21 protein-coding genes and 1 riboswitch are annotated in these 22,438 nt (G+C 65.2%); of the genes, 12 read left to right on the top strand and 9 right to left on the bottom strand.

Annotated features, from left to right (window positions below):
- Position 1 precedes the first annotated feature (1 nt).
- Positions 2 to 784 carry a succinate dehydrogenase iron-sulfur subunit gene (locus tag AB0H22_RS02215; protein WP_180748559.1) on the top strand — a complete coding sequence of 261 codons (783 nt, stop codon included), beginning with the start codon at positions 2 to 4 and terminating at the stop codon, positions 782 to 784.
- 80 nt (positions 785 to 864) lie between these two features.
- On the top strand, positions 865 to 1,476 hold the full coding sequence (locus tag AB0H22_RS02220) for a carboxymuconolactone decarboxylase family protein (protein ID WP_358144452.1): 612 nt from the start codon (positions 865 to 867) through the stop codon (positions 1,474 to 1,476).
- On the opposite strand, the gene AB0H22_RS02225 is transcribed toward AB0H22_RS02220, so the two are convergent.
- A complete protein-coding gene (locus AB0H22_RS02225; protein WP_358144454.1) occupies positions 1,473 to 2,384 on the bottom strand; it encodes a sigma-70 family RNA polymerase sigma factor in 912 nt (303 codons plus the stop codon). The two genes, AB0H22_RS02220 and AB0H22_RS02225, sit on opposite strands and share 4 nt — an antisense overlap.
- A 33-nt stretch (positions 2,385 to 2,417) precedes the next feature.
- Here AB0H22_RS02225 and AB0H22_RS02230 point away from each other — a divergent pair, with 33 nt between their 5' ends.
- Both AB0H22_RS02230 and AB0H22_RS02235 read left to right on the top strand, forming a co-directional pair.
- A complete protein-coding gene (locus AB0H22_RS02230; protein WP_180748562.1) occupies positions 2,418 to 3,431 on the top strand; it encodes an SMP-30/gluconolactonase/LRE family protein in 1,014 nt (337 codons plus the stop codon).
- 73 nt (positions 3,432 to 3,504) lie between these two features.
- Positions 3,505 to 4,794: a D-alanyl-D-alanine carboxypeptidase family protein gene (locus AB0H22_RS02235; RefSeq protein ID WP_358144456.1), complete on the top strand. Its 1,290-nt coding sequence runs from the start codon at positions 3,505 to 3,507 to the stop codon at positions 4,792 to 4,794.
- Here the strand turns inward: AB0H22_RS02235 and yhjD are convergent.
- The 3 genes from yhjD to AB0H22_RS02250 form a co-directional block, all read right to left on the bottom strand.
- A complete protein-coding gene (gene yhjD / locus AB0H22_RS02240; protein ID WP_180748564.1) occupies positions 4,791 to 5,819 on the bottom strand; it encodes an inner membrane protein YhjD in 1,029 nt (342 codons plus the stop codon). The two genes, AB0H22_RS02235 and yhjD, sit on opposite strands and share 4 nt — an antisense overlap.
- Before the next feature lie 19 nt (positions 5,820 to 5,838).
- Positions 5,839 to 6,873, bottom strand: coding sequence for a tryptophan--tRNA ligase (gene trpS, locus AB0H22_RS02245; protein WP_358144459.1), 1,035 nt, complete (start codon positions 6,871 to 6,873; stop codon positions 5,839 to 5,841).
- A 67-nt stretch (positions 6,874 to 6,940) separates the two neighbouring features.
- Positions 6,941 to 7,756: an exodeoxyribonuclease III gene (locus AB0H22_RS02250; RefSeq protein WP_358144461.1), complete on the bottom strand. Its 816-nt coding sequence runs from the start codon at positions 7,754 to 7,756 to the stop codon at positions 6,941 to 6,943.
- A 125-nt stretch (positions 7,757 to 7,881) separates the two neighbouring features.
- Here AB0H22_RS02250 and AB0H22_RS02255 point away from each other — a divergent pair, with 125 nt between their 5' ends.
- Positions 7,882 to 8,760, top strand: coding sequence for an alpha/beta hydrolase (locus AB0H22_RS02255; protein WP_180748567.1), 879 nt, complete (start codon positions 7,882 to 7,884; stop codon positions 8,758 to 8,760).
- 78 nt (positions 8,761 to 8,838) lie between these two features.
- On the opposite strand, the gene AB0H22_RS02260 is transcribed toward AB0H22_RS02255, so the two are convergent.
- Positions 8,839 to 11,076 (bottom strand): NADP-dependent isocitrate dehydrogenase, encoded by a 2,238-nt coding sequence (locus AB0H22_RS02260; RefSeq protein ID WP_180748568.1) that lies wholly within the window; start codon positions 11,074 to 11,076, stop codon positions 8,839 to 8,841.
- A 215-nt stretch (positions 11,077 to 11,291) separates the two neighbouring features.
- A riboswitch (SAM riboswitch) is annotated at positions 11,292 to 11,425 on the top strand.
- A 145-nt stretch (positions 11,426 to 11,570) separates the two neighbouring features.
- Here AB0H22_RS02260 and AB0H22_RS02265 point away from each other — a divergent pair.
- The 4 genes from AB0H22_RS02265 to AB0H22_RS02280 all read left to right on the top strand — a co-directional run bounded on the left by AB0H22_RS02265 (position 11,571) and on the right by AB0H22_RS02280 (position 15,573).
- A complete protein-coding gene (locus tag AB0H22_RS02265) occupies positions 11,571 to 12,911 on the top strand; it encodes a bifunctional o-acetylhomoserine/o-acetylserine sulfhydrylase (RefSeq protein WP_180748569.1) in 1,341 nt (446 codons plus the stop codon).
- Between the two features lie 86 nt (positions 12,912 to 12,997).
- The gene (locus AB0H22_RS02270; protein WP_180749695.1) at positions 12,998 to 14,095 is read left to right on the top strand and encodes a homoserine O-acetyltransferase; all 1,098 of its coding nucleotides are present in this window, start codon (positions 12,998 to 13,000) and stop codon (positions 14,093 to 14,095) included.
- Positions 14,096 to 14,115: 20 nt separating this feature from the next.
- Entirely contained in the window at positions 14,116 to 14,850 is a 735-nt protein-coding gene (locus tag AB0H22_RS02275) for a class I SAM-dependent methyltransferase (RefSeq protein ID WP_358144464.1), read from the top strand.
- Between the two features lie 66 nt (positions 14,851 to 14,916).
- Complete coding sequence (locus tag AB0H22_RS02280) at positions 14,917 to 15,573, top strand: hypothetical protein (RefSeq protein WP_358144466.1); 657 nt, start codon at positions 14,917 to 14,919, stop codon at positions 15,571 to 15,573.
- Between the two features lie 3 nt (positions 15,574 to 15,576).
- Here AB0H22_RS02280 and AB0H22_RS02285 read toward each other — a convergent pair whose 3' ends face one another.
- From AB0H22_RS02285 to AB0H22_RS02295, 3 genes are read right to left on the bottom strand one after another with little or no spacing between them, the layout of a single operon-like run.
- Entirely contained in the window at positions 15,577 to 15,864 is a 288-nt protein-coding gene (locus tag AB0H22_RS02285) for a DUF3017 domain-containing protein (protein ID WP_358146007.1), read from the bottom strand.
- 26 nt (positions 15,865 to 15,890) lie between these two features.
- Complete coding sequence (locus AB0H22_RS02290; RefSeq protein ID WP_180748572.1) at positions 15,891 to 16,745, bottom strand: bifunctional methylenetetrahydrofolate dehydrogenase/methenyltetrahydrofolate cyclohydrolase; 855 nt, start codon at positions 16,743 to 16,745, stop codon at positions 15,891 to 15,893.
- A 23-nt stretch (positions 16,746 to 16,768) separates the two neighbouring features.
- A complete protein-coding gene (locus AB0H22_RS02295) occupies positions 16,769 to 17,419 on the bottom strand; it encodes a nitroreductase family protein (protein WP_180748573.1) in 651 nt (216 codons plus the stop codon).
- A gap of 89 nt (positions 17,420 to 17,508) precedes the next feature.
- Here AB0H22_RS02295 and AB0H22_RS02300 point away from each other — a divergent pair, with 89 nt between their 5' ends.
- The 3 genes from AB0H22_RS02300 to AB0H22_RS02310 are packed head-to-tail and all read left to right on the top strand — an operon-like array spanning position 17,509 to position 21,647.
- Positions 17,509 to 18,711 carry an NADH:flavin oxidoreductase gene (locus AB0H22_RS02300; protein WP_358144469.1) on the top strand — a complete coding sequence of 401 codons (1,203 nt, stop codon included), beginning with the start codon at positions 17,509 to 17,511 and terminating at the stop codon, positions 18,709 to 18,711.
- A gap of 11 nt (positions 18,712 to 18,722) precedes the next feature.
- The gene (locus AB0H22_RS02305; protein ID WP_180748575.1) at positions 18,723 to 19,040 is read left to right on the top strand and encodes a hypothetical protein; all 318 of its coding nucleotides are present in this window, start codon (positions 18,723 to 18,725) and stop codon (positions 19,038 to 19,040) included.
- Positions 19,041 to 19,094: 54 nt separating this feature from the next.
- Entirely contained in the window at positions 19,095 to 21,647 is a 2,553-nt protein-coding gene (locus tag AB0H22_RS02310; RefSeq protein ID WP_358144471.1) for an ATP-binding cassette domain-containing protein, read from the top strand.
- Positions 21,648 to 21,658: 11 nt separating this feature from the next.
- Here the strand turns inward: AB0H22_RS02310 and AB0H22_RS02315 are convergent, their stop codons facing one another.
- On the bottom strand, positions 21,659 to 22,213 hold the full coding sequence (locus AB0H22_RS02315) for a pentapeptide repeat-containing protein (protein WP_180748577.1): 555 nt from the start codon (positions 22,211 to 22,213) through the stop codon (positions 21,659 to 21,661).
- Between the last annotated feature and the right edge of the window lie 225 nt (positions 22,214 to 22,438).

Here is a 22,438-nt window from a genome sequence, read left to right on the forward strand (position 1 = left end):
GATGACCGCGGTTATCGAGAAAGCCGAAGTAGGAGATCCACCGCTGCCGCCGGTCCCCGAGGGCGCCGTCATGGTCGAGCTCAAGATCCAGCGCTTCAATCCCGAGGATCCCGATGCCGCCGGCTGGCAGAGCTTCCGCGTGCCATGCCTGTCGACGGACCGGCTGCTGAACCTGCTGCTGTACGTGAAGGGCTACCTCGACGGCACGCTGACCTTCCGCCGGTCCTGCGCGCACGGCGTGTGCGGCTCGGATGCCATGCGGATCAACGGCGTCAACCGGCTGGCCTGCAAGGTACTGATGCGGGACCTGCTGCCCAAGAACTCCAAGAAGACGCTGACCATCACCATCGAGCCGATCCGCGGCCTTCCCGTGGAGAAGGACCTCGTGGTCAACATGGAACCGTTCTTCGACGCGTTCCGCGCGGTGAAGCCGTTCATGATCACCAGCGGCAATGCGCCGACGCGCGAATACATCCAGAGCCAAACCGACCGTGCGCGCTTCGATGACACCACCAAGTGCATCCTGTGCGCCTGCTGCACCACCAGCTGCCCGGTGTTCTGGAGCGATGGAAGCTACTTCGGTCCCGCGGCGATCGTCAACGCGCACCGGTTCATCTTCGACAGCCGCGATGAGGCCGCCGCCGAGCGTCTGGACATCCTCAACGACATCGACGGAGTGTGGCGCTGCCGCACCACCTTCAACTGCACCGACGCCTGCCCGCGCGGTATCGAGGTCACCAAGGCGATCCAAGAGGTCAAGCGCGCGCTGATGTTCGCGCGCTGACAGCTCTCCCCTTCCGGCCCCTCGCCGAGCGGGTGGTTGACGGTCTGTCACACATCTGTGGGCTGTCTCGTCATACGGGTATGACTGCAATACCTCGCAAGACAACACGTATCGATCCCATTGCCCCACAGAACGCATCACTGCTCACCCGCATCATGTACCGGGTGACCAAGCGGCGTTACGGCCAAGTGCCCGAGCCGTTTACCGTGATCGCCCACCACCGCAAGTTGATGGTCGCGGCCGCGATACACGAGCAGATGCTGAGCAGCGCATCCCGAGTCCTGCCGGCGAGCGTCCGTGAACTCGCGGTGTTCTGGACCGCCCGCATGGTGGGCTGCTCATGGTGCGTCGACTTCGGTTCCATGCTGCAGCGACTCGACGGTCTGAACGTTGAGCGCCTCAAGGCCATCGACGACTATGCGACCTCTCCCCTGTTCACCGACGATGAGCGCGCCGCCATCGCGTACGCCGACGCAATGACCGGCAATCCGCACGACATCACCGACGAGCAGGTCGAGGATCTACGGCGACGGTTCGGCGACGCCGGGGTGATCGAGCTGACGTACCAGATCGGCGTCGAGAACATGCGTGCCCGCACCTATGCGGCACTGGGAATCACCGAGCAGGGCTTCAACTCCGGTGACGCCTGCCGCGTCCCATGGGCAACTCCCCAAGACTCCCAGGACGCTTAGGCGCCACGTAGCGGTGTCCCGGCGAACTTGTCGGGATTGCACACATCCCATACCGCCAGCACCTTGCCGTCCTGCACCGTGTAACCGCTGACGCGGGGCAGGACGGGCTGGTAGTTCGGGTCGGTGTCAGTCGCCCGCAGGAACAAACCGAACTGGCCGTTGACCAGCGCGGGTTCGATGGCCTGTGTCATCTGCGGCCCATACCTCCGGTGTAACAAGGCAAGCATGAAACGGGCCACCTTATCGGGACCCCTGATAATCCGAGCGGTGGTCGGCGCCTTGCCGTCCGAATCGCCGGTCATCGTGACGTCGGGATGCAGCAGCCGCACAACCGCTTCCACGCTGCCCGACATGAGGGCCTCCAACAGCCTGCCCACCACCTCGTTGTGCTCGGCATCGGCCACCGGCTCCGGGGTTGCGGCCACGGTGCGTCGGCCGCGCGACGCCAACTGGCGCGCGGCTGCGTCGCTGACACCGAGAATCTCGGCAATCTGCTTGAACGGCACCGAAAATCCATCGTGCAGAACGAAGGCGACGCGCTGATCAGGCGCCAGACGGTCCAGCACCACCATGGCCGCAAAGCGTGCGTCCTCGCTGGCCACCAGCACGGCCAGCGGGTCATTACCGTCCAGGCCGGTAACCACCGGCTCCGGAAGCCATTCCCCCACATAGGTTTCCCTGCGATAAACGGCCGATCTCAGCCGGTCCAGGCCGAGCCGAGATACGACGGCGGTAAGCCAGGCCGGTAGGTCGTCGATCTCGTCGGGCGCGGCATGCCAGCGCAGCCACGCGTCCTGGACGATGTCCTCAGCATCGGCGACGCTGCCGGTGAGCCGATAGGCCACCGTCTGTAGGCGCGGGCGCAATTTCTCGAACTCCTCGGTGCGCTCCCGAACGTGACCTGCCACCAGATCAGCCTAGGCCTGCAATAGGGTGAACCCATGGCCAAGCCGTCCATCGACCCCGTCCGTTGGCAGCCGCCCGGAGTGCGGGCGTTAGCCCTCAATTCGCAGCCCCTGCCCCCGCTCACGGTGGTGCCGGTCCCCGGTCACGGCCCCGAGGATGTGGTGGCCGACGCGGCGGGAAACATCTGGACAGGTGTGGTGGACGGAAAGATTCTCCGCATCTCGCCGGACGGTGCCGAAGTCACGCATATCGCGACCACCGAGCATCCGCCCCTGGGTATGCACATCGCGCGGGACGGTCGCGTGTTGATCTGCAGCCGCGACAAGCTGCTGGCCCTCGACCCGGCTTCCGGAGATATCGAGCCACTTGTCACCAAGGTTGACGGACCACCACTCATCTTCTGCTCAAATGTCACCGAATCAGCCGACGGGACAATCTATTTCAGCGAGTCAACGGCACGCTTCCCCTTCGAGGAGTATCGCGCCGCCGCCATCGAGGGCCGGGGAACGGGCCGAGTGTTCCGGCGCGACACCGACGGCACGGTCACCACCATCGCGGACGGCCTGTACTTCACCAACGGTGTCACCTTGACAGCCGACGAGTCTCGATTGGTGTTCGCCGAGACCATCGGGCGCAGGTTGAGCACCATCGCGCTCGCCGGCGCACGGCAGGGTGAGATATCGCGGCTGGCAGAGGAATTGCCGTGCATGCCAGACAACATCAGCACCGGCGCCGACGGCCGCATTTGGGTCGCCATGGCTGGACCACGAAACGCGGCGCTTGAGAGACTGGTGCCCCAAGCACCGATCGTGCGAAAACTGATCTGGAAGCTGCCGGAGTCAATCCAGCCGACGATCGCGGCGGACGCCTGGGTCGTCGCGTTCCACCCCGAAACCGGCGCAGCGCTTGCGAACATCCGGGGCCGGGACACCAGGCTGCAAACCACGACCGGCGTCGTCGAATCAGGTGGCCGCCTCTGGATCGGGTGCATCGGCTCGTCCGCCGTCGGTCACATCAGTCTGGCCGATATCGCGCCATCCGCGCGCTGAGCCAGCAAGTCACATCCGACACAGGCGTAACATCCCCCAGTTCAGGGCGGTGTTCGCTTACTGTGGCAAAGCGATGACCACCAGGATTTCTGCGCCCGACCGCCGCCAGGCGCTGCGCACCGCCGCGACTCGTCTCGCTGCGACCGCCGCCGCCGGGCTGATTGTCGCCGCCGTCCCGCTGTGCACGCCGATCGCCACCGCCGAGCCTGGATTCACCCCACCGGACACCAGCGGTTGCCCCTACAAGGTCGTCACCCCACCGGCAGTCGACTCCTCCGAGGTCCCCAGGGCCGGCGGCGAGCCGCCCGCTCCTCTTGCGGTGCCCGCCAAGCCCATCGGCGGCGACCAGCTCGGGGGTTGCGATGTGGTGACCGCCGACGGGACCGGGCCGGTACCCAACGACATCTCCGCGGAATCCTGGCTCATCGCCGACCTGAACACCGGAAATGTGGTGGCCGCCAAGGACCCCCACGCCAGACACCGGCCCGCCAGCGTCATCAAGGTGCTGGTCGCCATGGAAGCCATTAACAACCTCAACCTCAACCAGGCGGTGGTGGGAACCCAGGACGACGCGAATAGCGAAGGCACCAAAATCGGCGTCGACGTGGGCGGCACCTACACGGTCCGGCAGCTGCTCACCGGTCTGCTGATGAACTCGGGCAACGACGCCGCACACGCGCTGGCGGTGCAGCTCGGCGGCATGGAAGACACCGTCGGCAAGCTGAACGACCTGGCACATAAGCTCGGCGCCCGGGATACCCGGGTGGCCACCCCATCCGGCCTCGACGGCCCCGGCATGAGCACCTCGGCCTATGACCTCGGCCTGTTCTACAAGTACGCGTTCGCCGACCCCACCTTCGCCGAATTGGTGTCGGCGCCGAAGGCGACCTTCCCGGGCCATCCCGCCAAACCCGGTGAGCCCGATGCCCATCCGGCGTACGAGATGACGAACGACAACAGGCTGCTCTACAACTACCCCGGCGCGCTCGGCGGCAAGACCGGATACACCGATGATGCACAACAGACCTTCGTCGGCGCGGCCGAACGTGACGGCCGCCGACTGGTGGTCACGATGCTGCGCGGTACGCGTCTACCAATCGCACCGTGGGAGCAGGCGGCCCATCTGCTCGACTACGGTTTCTCCACTCCCCGCGACACCTCGATCGGCAAGCTCGTCGACCCCGATCCGACGCTGTTGACCAAACCGCATGCCGATGACTCGGCCACCCCCCAGGCCGCCGGCCTCAGCGCCGACGCGGTGAACAGCGTCCCGGTCCGAGTGGGCGTGACAATCATCGGGGCGATGATCGTGTTCAGTCTCATCCTGGCGGCCAGGTCACTGAACCGCCGCGCCCAGGTCTAGTCGCGGCCGCGACCTAGCCACGAAATACCTAGCGCACCAAGTGCTCCGGCTCCCACTGCGGCGAGTACACCGAGTGTCGACGGCCGCGAACTCGTCTCCAAGCGGGTGGAGATGACCGCGGGCTCCGGAGGCGCAACCGGCGCCATCAGCATGGCGCCCTCGGAGGTCGCGGCCCACGCCGTGGCGTAGAGCAGCAGCCTCGCGGTGATGTAGGCGAACACCATGATGCCCAGAACCGGACCGAAGGTGGATCCCGCCGGGCCATGCATGATCACCCTGAGATAGATCGACGCCACCTGTTTGAACAGCTCGAAACCGATGGCAGCGATGAGGCCGGCGTGCACCGAGCTCGTAAAGGGCAACCGCTGACGCGGCAACCGAGCAATCATCCAGGTGAAGAGCGCCCAGGACACCACGATCGCCACCGTGAGGGTCGCGAGTTTGAGCAACGCGGCCGGCACCGAGACGTCGTGCAGCCCGACCCAGCCGAGTATCCGCATGATGGTCTTCTCATCACCGACGGCGGTCACCGCGATGGTGAGCGCGAGCGCCACGAACGTAGAGGACAACGCGGTGAGATCCGATAGCTTGCCCTTCACAAACCCCACCGATTCGTCGGGCTGCTCCCACATCGCGGTGAGCGCCTCGCGCACATTGGCCATCCAGCCCAGCCCCGCCCAGGCTGCGGTCGCCAGGCCGACAAGGCCCAGGCTGGTGCGCGAAGCAATCGCCGTGTCCATCAAGTTGATTAGCTGATTACCCACCTCGCCCGACACCGTCTCGCCGATTCGGGTACGTAGCTCCGCAATCGTTTCCGGCTGACGGGACAGCACAAATCCCGCAACCGCGAAGCCGACCATCATGAGTGGAAACAGGGCAAATACCGTGAAATACGTGATTCCGGCGGCGTAGAAATTGCCCTTGACGTCCTGGTAGCGCTCCTGCATGCGCATGATGTGGTCGAACCAGGGAAACCGCGCACGATAGCGGTCGAGAATTCCGGGCTTGTTGTCGTCGGCCACCAATTACCGCCTCTGCTATTCGCTACCTCGCAGGCCGGACAAACCCTATCCGGTCGTAGACCTCGGTGAGAGTTTTCTCTGCCAGCTCCCTGGCACGTTCGGCACCCGCGGCCAGGATGTCATCGAGCGCCGCGGTGTCGGTGAGCAGGTCGTTCACCCTGTTCCGCACCGGTGTGACGAATTCCACGAGCGCCTCGGCCGTGTCCTTCTTCAGATCTCCGTAACCGCGTCCGGCATAGCCATCGACAAGCGTGTCGATATCGGCGCCGGTGAGCGCCGACTGGATACTCAGCAGGTTCGAGACACCCGGCTTGTCCTCGCGGTCGAAACGAACCTCCCGATCACTGTCGGTCTGCGCCGATCGGATCTTCTTGGCGGACACCGCCGGATCGTCGAGCAGGTTGATCAGCCCCGTCGGAGCCGACGCCGACTTACTCATCTTCACCGTCGGGTCCTGCAGGTCGTAGATTCGCGCCGCATTCTTCGGCACAAACGTCTCTGGCAGCACGAACGTCTCGCCGTAGCGACTGTTGAACCGCTGTGCCACATCACGAGTCAGTTCGAGGTGCTGACGCTGATCGTCACCCACCGGAACAAGGTTGGTCTGATAGAGCAGGATGTCGGCAGCCATCAACACCGGATAGGTGAACAGCCCGACGGTGGTGGCATCGGTTCCCTGCTTGGCGGACTTGTCCTTGAACTGCGTCATCCGCGATGCCTCGCCGTAGCCGGTGAGACATCCCAGTACCCAAGCCAACTCGGTGTGTGCGGGCACGTGACTCTGCACAAAGATGACGCTCTCGGCCGAGTCGATGCCAAGCGCGATGTACTGCGCGACCACCGCGCGGGTCCGCCGCCGCAGTTCCTCGGGATCCTGCGCCACGGTGATCGCGTGCAGATCGACGACGCAGAACAGGGCTTCGTACTGGTGCTGCAGTCGGACCCACTGCTGCACCGCGCCCAACACATTTCCGAGGTGAAGAGAATCGGCGGTGGGCTGGATCCCGGAGAAGAGCCGAGCGGGGTCGGCTCCGGGGTTCGCGGTATCGGCAGTCATGGTGCGTCCATCCTGACACGACCGGTCAACGCGATTACCCGCCGATCGCCCGGCAGACCACCCACGGCTATGACGTGCGGTACTCGACCGTCACGGGTGCGTGATCAGACCAGCGCAACGCGTACAGGTCGGCCCGCTCGACCCTCGCCGAGTGCGCGCGCCGCCCGAGATCGGAAGTGGCAAGGTGATAGTCGATACGCCAGCCCGCGTCGTTGTCGAAGGCCTTACCCCGCCATGACCACCAGCTGTACGGCCCGTCGACATCCGGATGCAGTAGCCGGAAGCTGTCGACCCAACCGGCATCCAGCAGCGATCCGACCCAGGCCCGCTCCTCCGGCAGGAAACCGGCCTTCTTCTGATTCGCCTTCCACGCCTTGATATCTCGTTCGGTGTGCCCGATGTTCCAATCGCCGCAGATCACCGTGTCCCGTCCACTGGCAGCCAACGCGGCCATCCTGGTGCCGACGGCCGCCATGAAGCGCTCCTTCTCCTCCTGGCGCTCCGTACCGGCTTCTCCGGTGGGCAGGTAGATGCTCGCCACGATGAGATCGCCGATCTCGGCCTCCAGGTACCGGCCGGCCTCGTCGAACTCGCCGCCGTCGGCGTCCAACGTCGCCTTGGTGGAGGCGGCCGGGAGCCGGCTGAGGATTCCCACGCCGTTGCGTCCCTTCACAACCGACGGCGCACTCACCACATGCCACCCCGCAGCCAGGGCCGGGGCCAGCGCCTCGTGAAGCTGGTCCTCCTCAGCACGGACCTCCTGCAGGCACACGATGTCGGTGGTCGTCTGCTCGAGCCAGGGCAGCAGCCCCCGGTTCTCCGCGGAACGCTCCTTGACGGCGGCACGAATGCCATTGACGTTGATGGTGGTCACGGTGATCATCGGTCGCCGACGATAGCTCAGCGGTCTGACAGTGATGAGCCGCTGGGGCGAAGAACATGGGGCACTGTAAGTTGACGCAATACTCGGTAATGTCAACGCTGGCGTTGGCGCAATAGGAGGACCCCATGTTGGAAGCCGTCTTGTCGAAACCGTCGAGCAAGCGGGCGCCCATCGAGATGGGTGCGGGCGAGCCGGTCCTGCTGCTACACCCGTTCATGCTGTCCCAGTCCGTGTGGGAGACCGTGGCCGAGCAGCTCGTCGACGCCGGGTATGAGGTGTTCGCCCCCACATACCCCGGCCACAACGGCGGCGGCCCGATGCCCAAACTGCCACCGCTCTCCCAGCGGTCGGTCGACGTCTACCTGGACCAGATCGAACAGATCATGGACCAGAAGGGCTGGGAAACAGCACATCTGGTGGGCAATTCGCTTGGCGGCTGGATCGCTCTGGGCCTTGCACTGCGTGGCCGAGCCCGCAGCGTGACCGCGATTGCCCCCGCGGGCGGCTGGACCAAGTACTCGGCTCTCAAGGCAGAGATCACGGTGAAGTTCGCAGCGATGGCGCCTTGGTTGGCGTTCTCCCGCCTCCTCGGCCGCCGCGCAGCGGGCCTGCCGTTCGTGAAGCTCGCCACCGCCCGCGCCCTCTGCGGGGACACCGAGGCACTGAGCCTGCCGGATTACCACAGCATCTTCGAGGACATCACGCACTGCCCGGCGTACTTCGCGTCGTTGACGTCGATCCTCCCGGCTCCGGGCTTGGAGAATCTGCAGACCATCTCGGTGCCCGCGCAGCTCGTGCTGTGCGAGAAGGACGAGATCGTCCCGCCCGGCCGCTTCGGAAAACTCATCAGCCAAGGCCTGCCCGCGAACGCGCGCCGGATCACCCTCAAGGGCATGGGGCATGTGCCCATGCTCGAGGCGCCGGGTCAGGTCACCGAGGTGATCACCGACCTGATCGATCCGCTGGTCGCGGCCAAGCGCAGCGCGGCGTCCGACGCCGGGTAAGAACCCTTACGCCGAGCGTGAACCTGTGGCGGGTTTTCGGCTGAATCGCCGCCCAGGTTTCACACTCGGCACGTGGAACTAAGCCTCGACTGACGCCAAGACTTCATTGAAGGTCACGCTTGGGCGCATGACAGCGGAGATCTTCTCGGGGTCCGGCGAGTAGTAGCCGCCAATATCGACCGGGCTGCCCTGCACCGCCCCCAGCTCAGCAACGATCGCGTCCTCGTTCTCGACCAATCGTTTGGCCAGCGGCGCGAACAGTTCAGCCAGCTCCGCATCCTCGCCCTGCGCAGCGAGTTCGGCCGCCCAGTACAGGGCGAGATAGAACTGGCTGCCGCGGTTGTCGAGCTCACCGGCCTTGCGTGACGGACTCTTGTCGTTCTCCAGCAGCTTCCCGGTCGCGGCATCCAACGTGGTGGCCAGGATCTTGGCCCGCGGGTTCCCGGTCTTGATGCCCAGGTCCTCCAGGCTGACGGCCAGTGCCAGGAATTCGCCGAGCGAGTCCCACCGGAGGTGGTTCTCCTCGACCAGCTGGCTGACGTGCTTGGGCGCCGAACCACCCGCCCCGGTTTCGTACAACCCGCCGCCCGCCATCAGCGGCACGATGGACAGCATCTTGGCGCTGGTGCCCAGCTCCAGAATCGGGAACAGGTCGGTCAGGTAGTCGCGCAGGATATTGCCGGTCGCCGAGATGGTGTCGAGTCCACGGATCACCCGCTCCATCGTGTACCGAATCGCCCATACCTGCGGCATGACCTGGATCTCCAGGCCCTCGGTGTCGTGGTCCTTGAGGTAGGCCTTGACCTTCTTGCGCAGCTCGTTCTCGTGTGGCCGTTCGGTGTCGAGCCAGAACACCACCGTCATACCGGATTCCCGGGCGCGGGTGACGGCGAGCTTGACCCAGTCCTTGATGGCCGCGTCCGTGACGACCGGCATGCGCCAGATGTCACCGGCCTCGACGTTCTGGCTCAGCAGCACCTCGCCGGTCTCGATGTCGACGATATCGGCGACACCGGCCTCGGAGATCTCGAATGTCTTGTCGTGGCTGCCGTACTCCTCGGCCTTCTGCGCCATGAGACCGACGTTGGGAACGGTGCCCATGGTGGTGGGGTCGAACTGGCCGTGGGTCTTAACGAAGTTGATCATCTCCTGGTAGATCCGGGAGAAGGTGGACTCCGGATTCACGGCCTTGGTGTCCTTGAGCTTGCCGTCTGCGCCGTACATCTTTCCGCCGGCGCGAATCATCGCCGGCATCGAGGCGTCAACAATCACGTCGCTGGGCGAGTGGAAGTTCGAGATGCCCTTGGCCGAATCCACCATCGCCAGCTCGGGCCGGTGCTCATGGCAGGCGTGCAGGTCGCGGATGATCTCCTCGTGCTGCGATGCGGGCAGCGCCTCGATCTTGCTGTAGAGGTCGGAGATGCCGTTGTTGACGTTCACACCCAGCTCGTCGAACAGCGCCTGGTGCTTGGCGAAGGCCTCCTTGTAGAAGATCTTCACCGCGTGCCCGAAGACGATGGGATGGCTGACCCGCATCATGGTCGCCTTGACATGCAGGGAGAGCATGACGCCGGTTTTGTAGGCGTCCTCGATCTGCTCCTCGTAGAAGTCGCAGAGCGCCTTCTTACTCATGAACATGCTGTCGATGACATCGCCCTCGCCCAGCTTCACCTCGGGCTTGAGCACGACGGTCTCGCCGCCCGTGGTAGTCAGCACCATCTTCACCTTGCGGGCGCGGTCCAGGGTCAGCGACTTCTCACCGTGGTAGAAGTCGCCCTCCTTCATGGTCGCGACGTGGGTGCGTGACGCCTGCGACCACTCACCCATGCTGTGCGGGTGCTTGCGCGCGTACTCCTTCACCGCGCGCGGTGCGCGACGGTCCGAGTTGCCCTCACGCAGCACGGGGTTCACGGCACTGCCGAGACACTTGGTGTAGCGCGCCAGGATGGCCTTCTCTTCGTCGTTCTTCGGGTCCTCGGGATAGTCGGGCAGCTTGTAGCCCTTGCCCTGCAGTTCCTTGATGGCGGCCAGCAGCTGCGGCACCGATGCGCTGATATTCGGCAGCTTGATGATGTTCGTGTCCGGTAACTGCGTCAGCCGGCCCAGCTCGGCCAGGTTGTCCGGAACGCGCTGCTCTTCGGGGAGGAACTCACCGAACTCGGAGAGCAGGCGCGCTGCAACGGAGATATCGCTGGTTTGGACGTCGACACCGGCCGGTCCGGCGAAGGCCCGGATGATCGGCAAGAAGGAGTACGTCGCAAGCAGCGGCGCCTCGTCTGTCAGCGTGTAAATGATGGTCGGCTGCTGCGCACTCATGGTCGCTCCCGGCTTCGTTGGTCGGTCAGAATCTGAGGTACTCCGCGGGTCACGCGGTTGCCCTATTCAGTATCACGTCGCCTCCGAGCCTAGGCGGGCGGACGGCTCTGTGACGGCGCTCCCACTGCTGACCCGCATGTATCCCCGGCAGGGTCCTGCCCCGGCTTCAACTACCTGGTGGCAACCATTCGGTGAATTGCGATACGCTGCTTGTCGGTCATGAGTACCAGCGTCAAGCCCCGGCTCGCTGGTCGGCAACCCTCCAACCGCGGTGGGGTGCCCCGGGTGATGACCAGGTTGAGTAGCCGACTGGGTTCAAGGACAGTTGGCCACACGGCAAGCGCGGGTCCGATGGCGGGCCCCGAGAAGACAGGTTGGCCCGATGAAGTATTTGTCACCCGGGGGTGAATCCCTGCGTTCCTGTTGTCGGTGCTGTCACTGTCGCTGTTGTTCCCGACCCTGATCAGCCACACCCGACTACCCAGGAGAGTCCGATGACTGACATCGATCCCACCGCGCAGTGGGCGTTCGAAACCAAGCAGATCCACGCAGGCGCATCCGCCGACCCGGCGACCAATGCCCGAGCCCTGCCGATCTACCAGACCACGTCCTACGTCTTCAACGACACCGCGCACGCGGCGGCGCTGTTCGGCCTGTCCGAAGAGGGCAATATCTACACCCGCATCGGCAACCCGACGCAGGATGCCGTCGAGCAGCGCATCGCCGCCCTCGAGGGCGGTGTGGCAGCGCTGCTGCTGGCGTCCGGGCAGGCGGCCGCGACGCTGGCCATCCTCAACGTCGCGCAAGCCGGCGACAACATCGTGTCGAGCCCACGTCTCTATGGCGGCACCTACAACCTGCTGCACTACACGCTGCCGCGCCTCGGTATCTCGACCACCTTCGTCGAGGACCCCGATGACCTCGATGCCTGGCGCAGCGCCATCACCCCACAAACGAAGGCATTCTTCGGAGAGTCGATCTCCAACCCGCAGAACGACATTCTCGACATCCCGGGCATCTCGGCGATCGCACACTCCGAAGGCATCCCGCTCATCGTCGACAACACCGTTGCCACACCGTATTTGATTCAGCCGCTGGCCCACGGCGCCGACATCGTGGTCCACTCGGCCACCAAATACCTTGGTGGGCACGGTACTGCGATCGGCGGCGTGATCATCGACGGCGGCACGTTCGACTGGACGCAGGGCCGCCACCCGGGTTTCACCACCCCCGACCCGAGCTACCACGGGGTTGTCTTCGCCGACCTGGGTGCACCGGCATACGCACTCAAGGCGCGCGTGCAGCTGCTGCGCGACCTCGGTCCCGCCATCTCACCGTTCAACGCGTTCCTCATCGCGCAGGGCCTGGAGACGTTGAGCCTGCGTGTGCAACGCCACGTCGAGAACGCACAGCGGGTGGCCGATTACCTCGTCACCCAGCCCGAGGTAACCCGGGTCAATTACGCCGGGCTGCCCACCTCCCCTTGGCACGAACGTGCGAAAGCGCTGGCCCCCAAGGGCGCCGGTGCCGTGCTTGCCTTCGAGCTGGACGGCGGCAGCGTGAGTGCATCGGAGGCTGCGACCACATTCGTCGATTCACTCACCCTGCACAGCCATGTCGCCAACATCGGTGACGTGCGCTCACTCGTCATCCACCCCGCCACGACGACACACGCACAGCTCGCCCCCGCCGAACAGCTGGCCTCCGGCGTCACCCCGGGATTGGTCCGTTTGGCCGTCGGCATCGAGGGCATCGATGACATCCTGGCCGACCTGGACACCGGATTCGCCGCCGTACGACGACTCAAACAGCCCGCGGCGGTGGCATCATCGTGACCTTGACCGACGATCGTCGCGCAAGCGGCCCATCCGCCGGAGAGCAGCTTCCGGCGCCCAACGTCGCCCTCCCCCAGGGCGACGAAATCGCCTATGTACCAATAGGTTCGATCACGCTGGAAAGCGGTGCTGTCCTCGATGACGTGACCATCGCGGTGCAGAGCTGGGGAGAACTCTCCCCGCGTCGCGACAATGTCGTGTTCGTCTGCCACGCACTCACCGCCGACTCTCATGTGATCGGCTCCGCCGGTCCCGATCACCTCACCGGCGGGTGGTGGGAGGGAATCATCGGCCCGGGTGCGGCGATCGACACCGACCACTGGTGCGCGGTCGCCACCAATGTGCTGGGCGGCTGCCGCGGCACGACCGGTCCGACTTCCCTTGCCGCGGAAGGAAAACCCTGGGGTTCGCGATTCCCCGAGGTGTCGGTGCGCGATCAGGTGGATGCAGACGTCGCCGCACTCGCGCAGCTCGGCATCACCGAGGTAGCCGCTGTTGTCGGCGGTTCGATGGGCGGTGCACGCGCGCTGGAATGGGCTGTCATGCACCCGGATTCGGTGCGCGCAGCCCTGGTGCTGGCGGTCGGCGCGCGCGCCACCGGCGATCAGATCGGCACACAGAACACGCAGATCGCCGCCATTCAGGCCGATCCCGACTGGCAGGGCGGCGACTACCACGGCAGCGGACGCAGCCCCGAGAAGGGACTGAACCTGGCCAGGCGCATCGCACACCTGACCTACCGTGGCGAGGTCGAGCTGGACACCCGGTTCGGGAACGATCCGCAGGTCGGCCCGAACGGACCCGAGGATCCCTGGGCCGGCGGCCGATACGCGGTGCAGAGCTACCTCGAACATCAGGGCAACAAGTTCGTTCGGCGCTTTGACGCCGGCAGCTACGTCATCCTCACCGAAGCACTCAACAGGCACGACGTCGGCCGGAGCCGCGGCGGTGTCGAGAAGGCGCTACGCGACTGCCCGGTCCCGGTGGTCGTTGGTGGCATCACCTCCGACCGCCTGTACCCGCTGCGACTGCAGAAGGAATTAGCAGACCTGCTACCCGGTTGTACCGGCTTGCGGGTGGTCGAATCTGTGCACGGCCATGACGCGTTCCTCATCGAGTTCGCCGCGGTGAGTGAACTGGTACGGGAAACGCTCGCACTCGCCAAGGCAACACAGGCTTCGTGACGGGAACAGAAGGAGCGCGAATGCCGGACGCACAAGCACAGCGATCGCTTTCCTTCGGCTCGCAAGCCGTGGCCTACGAGCGAGGCCGCCCCTCGTACCCGCCCGAGGCAATCGACTGGCTGCTACCGGCGGGCACACGTGACGTCCTGGATCTGGGCGCCGGCACCGGCAAGCTCACCACCCGCCTGGTGGAGCGCGGGTTGAATGTGGTCGCGGTGGATCCGCTCGCGGAAATGCTTGAAGTACTGAGCCAGTCACTCCCCGACACCCCCGCGCTGCTGGGGACCGCCGAGGAGATTCCGCTGCCCGACAACAGCGTGGATACCGTGCTGGTGGCACAGGCCTGGCACTGGGTGGATCCGGAACGTGCGATCCCCGAAGTTGCCCGCGTGCTGCGACCCGGTGGACGGCTGGGACTGGTGTGGAACACCCGGGACGAACGCCTGGGCTGGGTGGCCGACCTCGGCAAGATCATCGGCAGTGAAGATGACCCGTTCAACCACGCAGTCAGCCTGCCCGCGCCGTTCACAGGGCAAGAACGCCACCAGGTCGAGTGGACGAGTTACCTTACCCCGCAAGCACTTCTGGACATGGTGGCCTCGCGTAGCTACTGCATTACCGCCCCCGAGGCCGCCCGGAAGAAGACGCTGCAGCAGGTTCGTGAGCTACTGACCACCCATCCGGCGCTCGCACAGTCGACGGGTCTGGCGTTGCCGTATGTCACCGTGAGCATCCGGGCGACCCTGGACCAGTAGTCGCTCCCGTAAGCGGGTGCCTCAATTCACAGAGACGAAGGCGCCCAGTGCCGCTACGGTGTACCCGTGCGTACGGATCACCGTCTCCTCGCAGCTCTCGTTGTCGCCACGCTCATGACCCCGGCGCTGGCCGGATGTGGATCATCACAAGACACCAAGGGCGAGCCTGAAACCACCTCCAGCAGCGCACCCGCCGAACGGCATACCCGGCAATTCATCCCCGAGTTGGGCATCTACGTGGCCCTTCCGCATGACTGGGTAGCCTTCGCCGACGGGGTCCACGACAACAAGGGGCTGACGACCTACCAGATCCGACCGAAGTGGGAGTCGACGGAATTCGCACAGTATGTGCGCATCCGCAAGCTGGCGCCTTCCGATGATGTTCCGCAGGTGAAGGGCTGGCTGGAATCGTCGAACGCCGACGCGGTGAGCGACTTCGTCAAGACCCGCAAACCGAAAGTCACTGCGGACAAACGAGACTCATGGGACGGCCCCGGCCTCCCCGGAGCCTCGGCCAGCCTGGAGCTGGAGAAACCTCCACCCGCCGAAGGCAAGCCACCGGTATCGGCGACACCGAAGATCTACGTTGCCTTCATCGGGCAGGGCGATCAGCGTTGGCAGATCGCCACGAGCAACACCAGCGGCCCCACCGGCGAGCCGTCCGAGCAGTTCTTCGGCCCGCAGGCCGATGCCATCGCACGCTCGGTGCAACTGCTCAAATAACGCCTATCCGGTGCCCAGCGGGTCGATCGTCAACGCCAAATACACCATCGCTGTCGCGACGGCGCCGAGGGCAGCGACGTCAAAGGTCTTGCCGCGCACCGCCAGCAGGCCCGCCGTGTCGTCGGCGAGCACCAGCCGCAGCGCCGCAGCGACTCCCACTCCGATTCCCACGACCAGCGCACCGCGCCGCCAACGGTCGGCGATTATCAATCCCAACGCCACCAGGAACACCGCCGACACCACCAGGATCGGCCACTGCGCGCGGGCGAAGCGTCGGATGGCATCAAGCATGGCTGCGAACACGTCACGAGTCGCCGTCACGGACGTTCCGCTCGCTCGATCACGTTGGTGAGCAAGAAGGCTCGGGTCAACGGCCCCACACCACCGGGATTCGGCGAGACGTATCCGGCGACATCCCAGACGTCCGACGCCACGTCCCCGGTCAGCTTGTCATCGACGCGGCTCACTCCCACATCGATCACGGAAGCACCCGGCTTGACCATATCGGCGGTCACCATATGGGGCACGCCGGCAGCGGCGACGATGATATCGGCCTGCCGCGTCAACGCACCCAGGTCACGAGTGCCGGTGTGACACAAAGTGACTGTCGCATTCTCCGAGCGCCGGGTGAGTAGCAGCCCCAGCGGACGGCCCACCGTGACGCCGCGGCCGATCACCACAACGTGCGCACCATCGAGCTTGACGTCGTAGCGACGCAGCAGATACACGATTCCGCGGGGCGTGCAGGGAAGCGGCGCTTCCTTACCGAGCACCAGCCGACCAAGGTTCGTCGGATGCAAACCATCGGCATCCTTGTCGGGGTCGATGCGCTCGAGCGCCTCGTTCTCATCGAGATGCTTGGGCAGCGGCAACTGCACGATGTATCCGGTGCAGTCAGGGTTGGCGTTCAGCTCATCGATGGTGGCGCACAGTGTCGCCTGGTCGATGTCGGCCGGCAGATCGCGGCGGATCGAGTTGATGCCCACCTTGGCGCAGTCGTTGTGCTTGCCCCGGACGTAGGCCTGCGAACCGGGGTCGTCCCCCACCAGGATCGTTCCCAGGCCCGGCGTCCTGCCCGCCGCCGTCAGCGCCGCGGCGCGAACGGCCAGCTCCACAAAGATCTCGTCGCGGGTGGCCTTGCCATCAAGTCGAGTTGCCGTTGCCGAAGTCACCGAGTCAGTATCCGCCACGTAATTCACCACGTGTCCCAGTGCAGGACGTCGGCGAGCGGCTGCCGCTTGGCGAGTCGGAAGTCGGTGCCGACGGTGTACGCGACCGGGAAGAGCCCGCCCTGGGTGACCCTGTCGAACGGGATGCCCAGGATGTCGGCGGTCCGCTTCTCGCCGTCGTCCATCAGGTGCAACGTCGTCCAGGCCGATCCCAACCCGCGGTTGCGTGCCGCGAGCATGAAGCTCCACACCGCAGGCAGCAGTGACCCCCACGTCGACGCCGCCCCGACCACGGGCAGATTGTCGAGACGACCCTCGATGCAGGGAATGAGGAACAGCGGCGACCGCTCGAAGTTCTCGGCGAGATAGCCGGCCGAATCCACCACCTTGTCGCGTCGCTCACCCCGGGTGTCACCCTCGCCGTACTCGGGGCCCTGGCCCGTGGCGTACTTGTTCCAGCCATCGCGGTAGATATCGGCGATGGCCTTCTTCTTGTCGGCATCCTCGACGACGACAAAGTGCCAGCCCTGATGGTTGGAGCCGGTCGGAGCCTGCATCGCGATGTTCAGACATTCCTCGATGACTGCACGTTCGACGGGCTTGTCGAAATCAAGGCGCTTGCGCACCGAGCGAGTAGTGGTCAGAACTTCGTCGGCTGACAGATTCAAGGAGGTCATAGGACGAACGTACAACCATCGGCCCCGTCGAAAAGTAGGAGTGCGCCTCCAGAATTCACGAATCGTCGTCGCGGCGTAATCTGCGCCACATGCCCATCGATGAACCGCTGGCGCAAGGCGTATCTGGCAGGGGAGCTCCCGACGTATTGGCGCCCACACGCCTCGGTCCCATCACGCTGCGCAACCGGACCATCAAGGCCGCGACATTCGAGGCCGCCACCCCTGATGCGGTGGTGACCGACGATCTCATCGAATACCACCGCAAGCCCGCACTGGGCGGCGTCGGCATGACGACCGTCGCCTACTGCGCTGTCTCCCCTGAAGGCCGCACCGAGTACGGCCAGGTCTGGATGCGCGAGGAGGCCGTCCCCGGGCTGCGGCGTCTCACCGACGCCATCCACGACACAGGCGCGGCCGTCTCCGCGCAGATCGGCCATGCCGGCCCGGTGGCCAACGCTCGGTCGAACGGGTCGCGGGCGCTCTCCCCCATCCGGTTCTTCAGTCCCCTGGGCATGAAGTTCGCCAAACGAGCAACCGCCTCCGATATCGATGGGGTAGTCGCGGCGCATGCCAATGCCGCCCGGCTCGCCGTCGAAGCGGGATTCGATGCCGTCGAAATCCATCTGGGACACGGCTACTTCATCAGTTCATTCCTCAGCCCGCTGTTCAACCGACGCCACGACGAATATGGCGGATCGCTATCCAACCGGGCGAAGATCGCGCGTGCCGCGGTTCAGGCGGTCCGCAAGTCTGTTGGCAATCGCATCGCCGTGACCGCGAAGATCACCATGACCGACGGGATTCGCGGCGGAATCAATGTCGAAGAATCGCTACAAACCGCCAAGTGGCTCCAAGAGGACGGCGGGCTCGACGCCTTGGAGCTGACGGCGGGCAGCTCACTGGTCAACCCGATGTATCTATTCCACGGAGAAGTACCGATCCGGGAACTCGGCAAGGCCTTCCCCAAGCCAATTGGGTGGGGAGTGCGTCTAGGGGGCAGGTCCTTTTTTCGGCACTACCCCTACCGGGACGCTTACCTGCTCGACGACGCCCGCAAGTTCCGCGCCGAACTGGACATGCCACTGATCCTGTTGGGCGGTATCACCGGCGGAGAGACGATGGACCTGGCCATGGCGGAGGGCTTCGAGTTCGTGGCCATGGGCCGCGCTTTGCTGGCCGACCCGGATCTGGTGAACCGGGTCGCGGCCGATCGTGCCACCCATTCGCGATGCACTCACTGCAATCAATGTATGGCCACGATTTTCAGCAGGACCCACTGTGTGCTCACCTAGCATCGGCTGTCATGACGACAGCGCCCGAACTTCGTAGGCCGGGAACTGCCGAGGCCGTCGTCAGCTGGCTGTTGTGGGTGTTGGTGAGCGCAACGGCGTGCGTTGTCGCGTTCGCCGCCATCTTCCCCGTCGGATTCAGCGGAGCCTTCCCCGAGCAGGCCGATGATGCCGGCAAGGTATTCGTCTGGTCGTTGCTGACGGTATTGACGTGCATGGTCGCGCCGGTAGCGATGGGCATCGGACACTGGCGTCGTTGGCACATTTGGTATTGGCCGGCGCTGTGCACTGCCTCGCTTGCCTGGACCTTGTTTCTGTTCCAGTCCCTGTGAGCCTCCGGCGCGGGAAGCCGGGCCACACGCCCCGACCCGATAGAGTCGGTAGCGATGACTGGTCGGGAAGCACCCACTCTCACCGTGGTATTCGATGGTGACGAACGAAAGTTCGCACCCGGGCACGACATTCAGATCGGCCGCGATATCCACGCCGATGTACGCATCACGCACCCACTGGTGTCGCGTATCCACCTGATAATTAGGTTTGTCGACGGCAAATGGATCGCCGAGGACCAACGCAGCCTCAACGGCATCTTCGCCAACGGTCGCCAGGTCGGTTGGGTCGAGGTACGCGATGACACCATCGTCAACCTCGGTGACCCGGGCGGCCCCCGGCTGACCTTCGCCCTCGGCGGTCTCGGCAGCGAAACCCAGCTGGGAATCGCTCCCCCGACGATGCGCGGCTACGCGTCGGGCCCGCAGCCGACCTCCCACACCGGCACGCAGCAGCACTACCCGACCGGCGGCTACCAGTCAGGTCCGCAGACCTACGGGCAGCCACCGAGTCAGCAGCATCCGTACGGAGCGCCACCTTCGAGCCCACAGACGTACGGAACCTCGGGGCCCACCCGACCGCGTCAGCAGTACCCGTCGGAACCCACCCCGGTGCCCGCCGCCTACGCCGGCGCTTCCCACGAACCAGTCGAGCCGTTCGGTACCCGCGCGATGCGTGTGCTCGGCATCGGTGGCGCACCGAAACCAAGCCCCGGCGCCGTCACCGTGGGTCGCGCACCCGATAACACCATCGTCGTCAACGACGTGCTGGCCTCGCGTCACCACGCCCTGCTGTTACCGACGGCCGGCGGGCTCGAGATCCAGGACCTGCACACCATCAACGGCACCTTCGTCAACGGTGTCCAGGTTGAGCAGGCGTCGGTGCGCGAAGGCGACACCGTCACCATCGGTAACGTCGACCTCGTCGTCCAGGACGGCACGCTCGTCAAACCGACGATGGCCACCCGGGTCGGCGGACTCGAGGTTCAGGGCATCGACTTCACCGTCGAAGGCGGCAAGAAGCTGCTCGACGACATCAGCTTCTCGGCCGCGCCCGGATCGCTCACCGCGGTCATCGGCCCCTCAGGTGCCGGTAAGTCGACGCTGGCCCGGCTGATCGTCGGCAACACCCAACCCACTGCGGGCAAGGTGTCCTTCGAAGGGCACGGTGTGCACGCCGAGTACGCCGTGATGCGAAACCGCATCGGCATGGTGCCGCAGGACGATGTGGTGCACCCCCAGCTCACCGTCAGCCAGGCGCTGCATTACGCCGCGGAGCTGCGGCTGCCGCCGGATACCACCAAGGAAGACCGCGAACAGGTGGTGTCCCGGGTTCTCGAGGAACTCGAGATGACCAAGCATGCCGAAACCCGCGTCGACAAGCTCTCGGGTGGACAACGCAAGCGCGCCTCGGTGGCCATGGAGCTGCTCACCGGCCCGTCACTGCTGATCCTCGACGAACCCACCTCCGGTCTGGATCCGGCGCTGGATCGCCAGGTGATGAGCCTGATGCGCCAGCTTGCCGACGCCGGCCGCGTGGTTGTGGTGGTGACGCATTCGCTGACCTACCTGAGCTACTGCGATCAGGTGCTGCTGCTGGCCCCCGGAGGCAAGACCGCCTACTGCGGTCCACCGCGCGGCATCGGCCAGGAGATGGGCACCACCGACTGGGCCGACATCTTCGCCAATGCCGCGGCCGACCCGGACGGCGTGCATCAGGCCTACCTGTCGCGGCACCCCGCCGCGAACAAACCCGCGACCGCTCCGGTGAAGCCTGGCGATCTGGGGAAGCCGCCCAAAACCAGCCTGCTGCGGCAGATCTCGACGGTGTCGCGTCGCCAAGGGCGGCTGATCCTCGCCGATCGCGGGTACTTCATCTTCCTGGCGCTGCTGCCGTTCGTTCTTGCCGGCCTGGTGTTGTCGGTACCCGGCAGCTCCGGTTTCAACGTCGCACTACCTGACAACCCCAACGAACCGGGACTGCTGCTGGCATTGACCAATCTGGGCGCGAGCTTCCTGGGCCTGGCGTTGACCATCCGCGACCTGATCGGCGAACGGGTGATCTTCCGGCGCGAGCAGGCGGTCGGCCTGTCGGCGACGGCGTATCTGCTCGCCAAAATCATCACCTACTGCGGTGCGGCCATTGTGCAGTCCGCGGTGATGACGGCGGTCATCGTGCTGGTACGCGGCGGCCCCACGCAGGGTGCGGTGCTGCTGGGCAGCGCCAACTTTGAGCTGTGGGTGGCCGTGGCCGCCACGGCATGTGCGGCCACCGTGCTGGGCCTGGTGCTGTCCTCGCTAGCCACCTCCGCCGAGCAGGTGATGCCGATGCTGGTGATCGCGACGATGACACAGATCGTATTCAGTGGCGGCCTCATCCCGGTGACGGGACGCGCAGGGCTGGAGCAGTTCTCGTTCCTGTTCCCGTCCCGCTGGGGATTTGCCGCGACCGCTGCGACCACCGACCTGCGCAAGCTGGTGCCGGTGGGTCCGCAGGACAGCCTGTGGGAGCACAACGCCTCGACATGGCTGTTCGATATGGGCATCCTGGCGCTTCTCGCCGTGGTGATGACGGCGTTCGTGCGGTGGCGGATCCGCCTCAAGGGCTAGTCCGTTTCACGTCAGGCCCCGTGCACATCCAGTCCGTGCCCGGCGGCATACGCGATGGCTTGTGGCAGATCGACCTTCGCGGCTAACAGGCTTGCGGTGGTCCACAGTGTCGGGTCGATCCGGGCACCCCGCAGGTCCGCGCCGTCCAGCTTGAGATTCTGCGTCCGAGCTCCCGTGAGGTCGGCGCCGTGCAGGTTCGCCTTACGCAGATCGGTGCCCACCAGGTTGGCCTCGCGGAACCGGCAGTCGGACAGATCCAGCTCACGGAGATCCAGCCCGCCGAGCGAGGCCAGGGTGAAGTCGCTTTCGGTGAACTTCGCCGGTCGCACCCTGCAGTCGGTGATCGACGAGCCGAGCAGGCTGCACTGCCGGAACTCCGAATGCCACATGGATGTCCGGCGAAAGGTGCAGTTCCGGAAGGCCGAACCGATATGTAACGACTCGGTGAGATTGGCTCCGCTGAAATCGCATTCGGTGAAAACCACACGCTCGGTGTGCAGTTCACGGAAGTCCTCGTCGAAGAACTTCTCACCCGTGAATTCCCGGTCAGTCCAGTGCTCGGCCATGACTGTCATCATGCCGGGCGGGTCCGACGGGTCGCCATGTCGCAAGATGATCAGGTGACGGCGCCGAATCCCGATTTCTACATGGCCTTGATGGCCGCGGTCAGCGGCGGCATCCTCCTATTCGCCGAGCCGGGGCGAAAGTTCCCGCCAGAAGTGGCTCTACTGGGCCGTCGCTCCTATAGCCGCCGTCATATGCACCGCGCTTGCAACCAAAAGCATTCCCCT

This window comes from Mycobacterium sp. NPDC050853, from assembly GCF_040653875.1.
In the GTDB taxonomy this organism is placed as follows: Bacteria; Actinomycetota; Actinomycetes; order Mycobacteriales; family Mycobacteriaceae; genus Mycobacterium.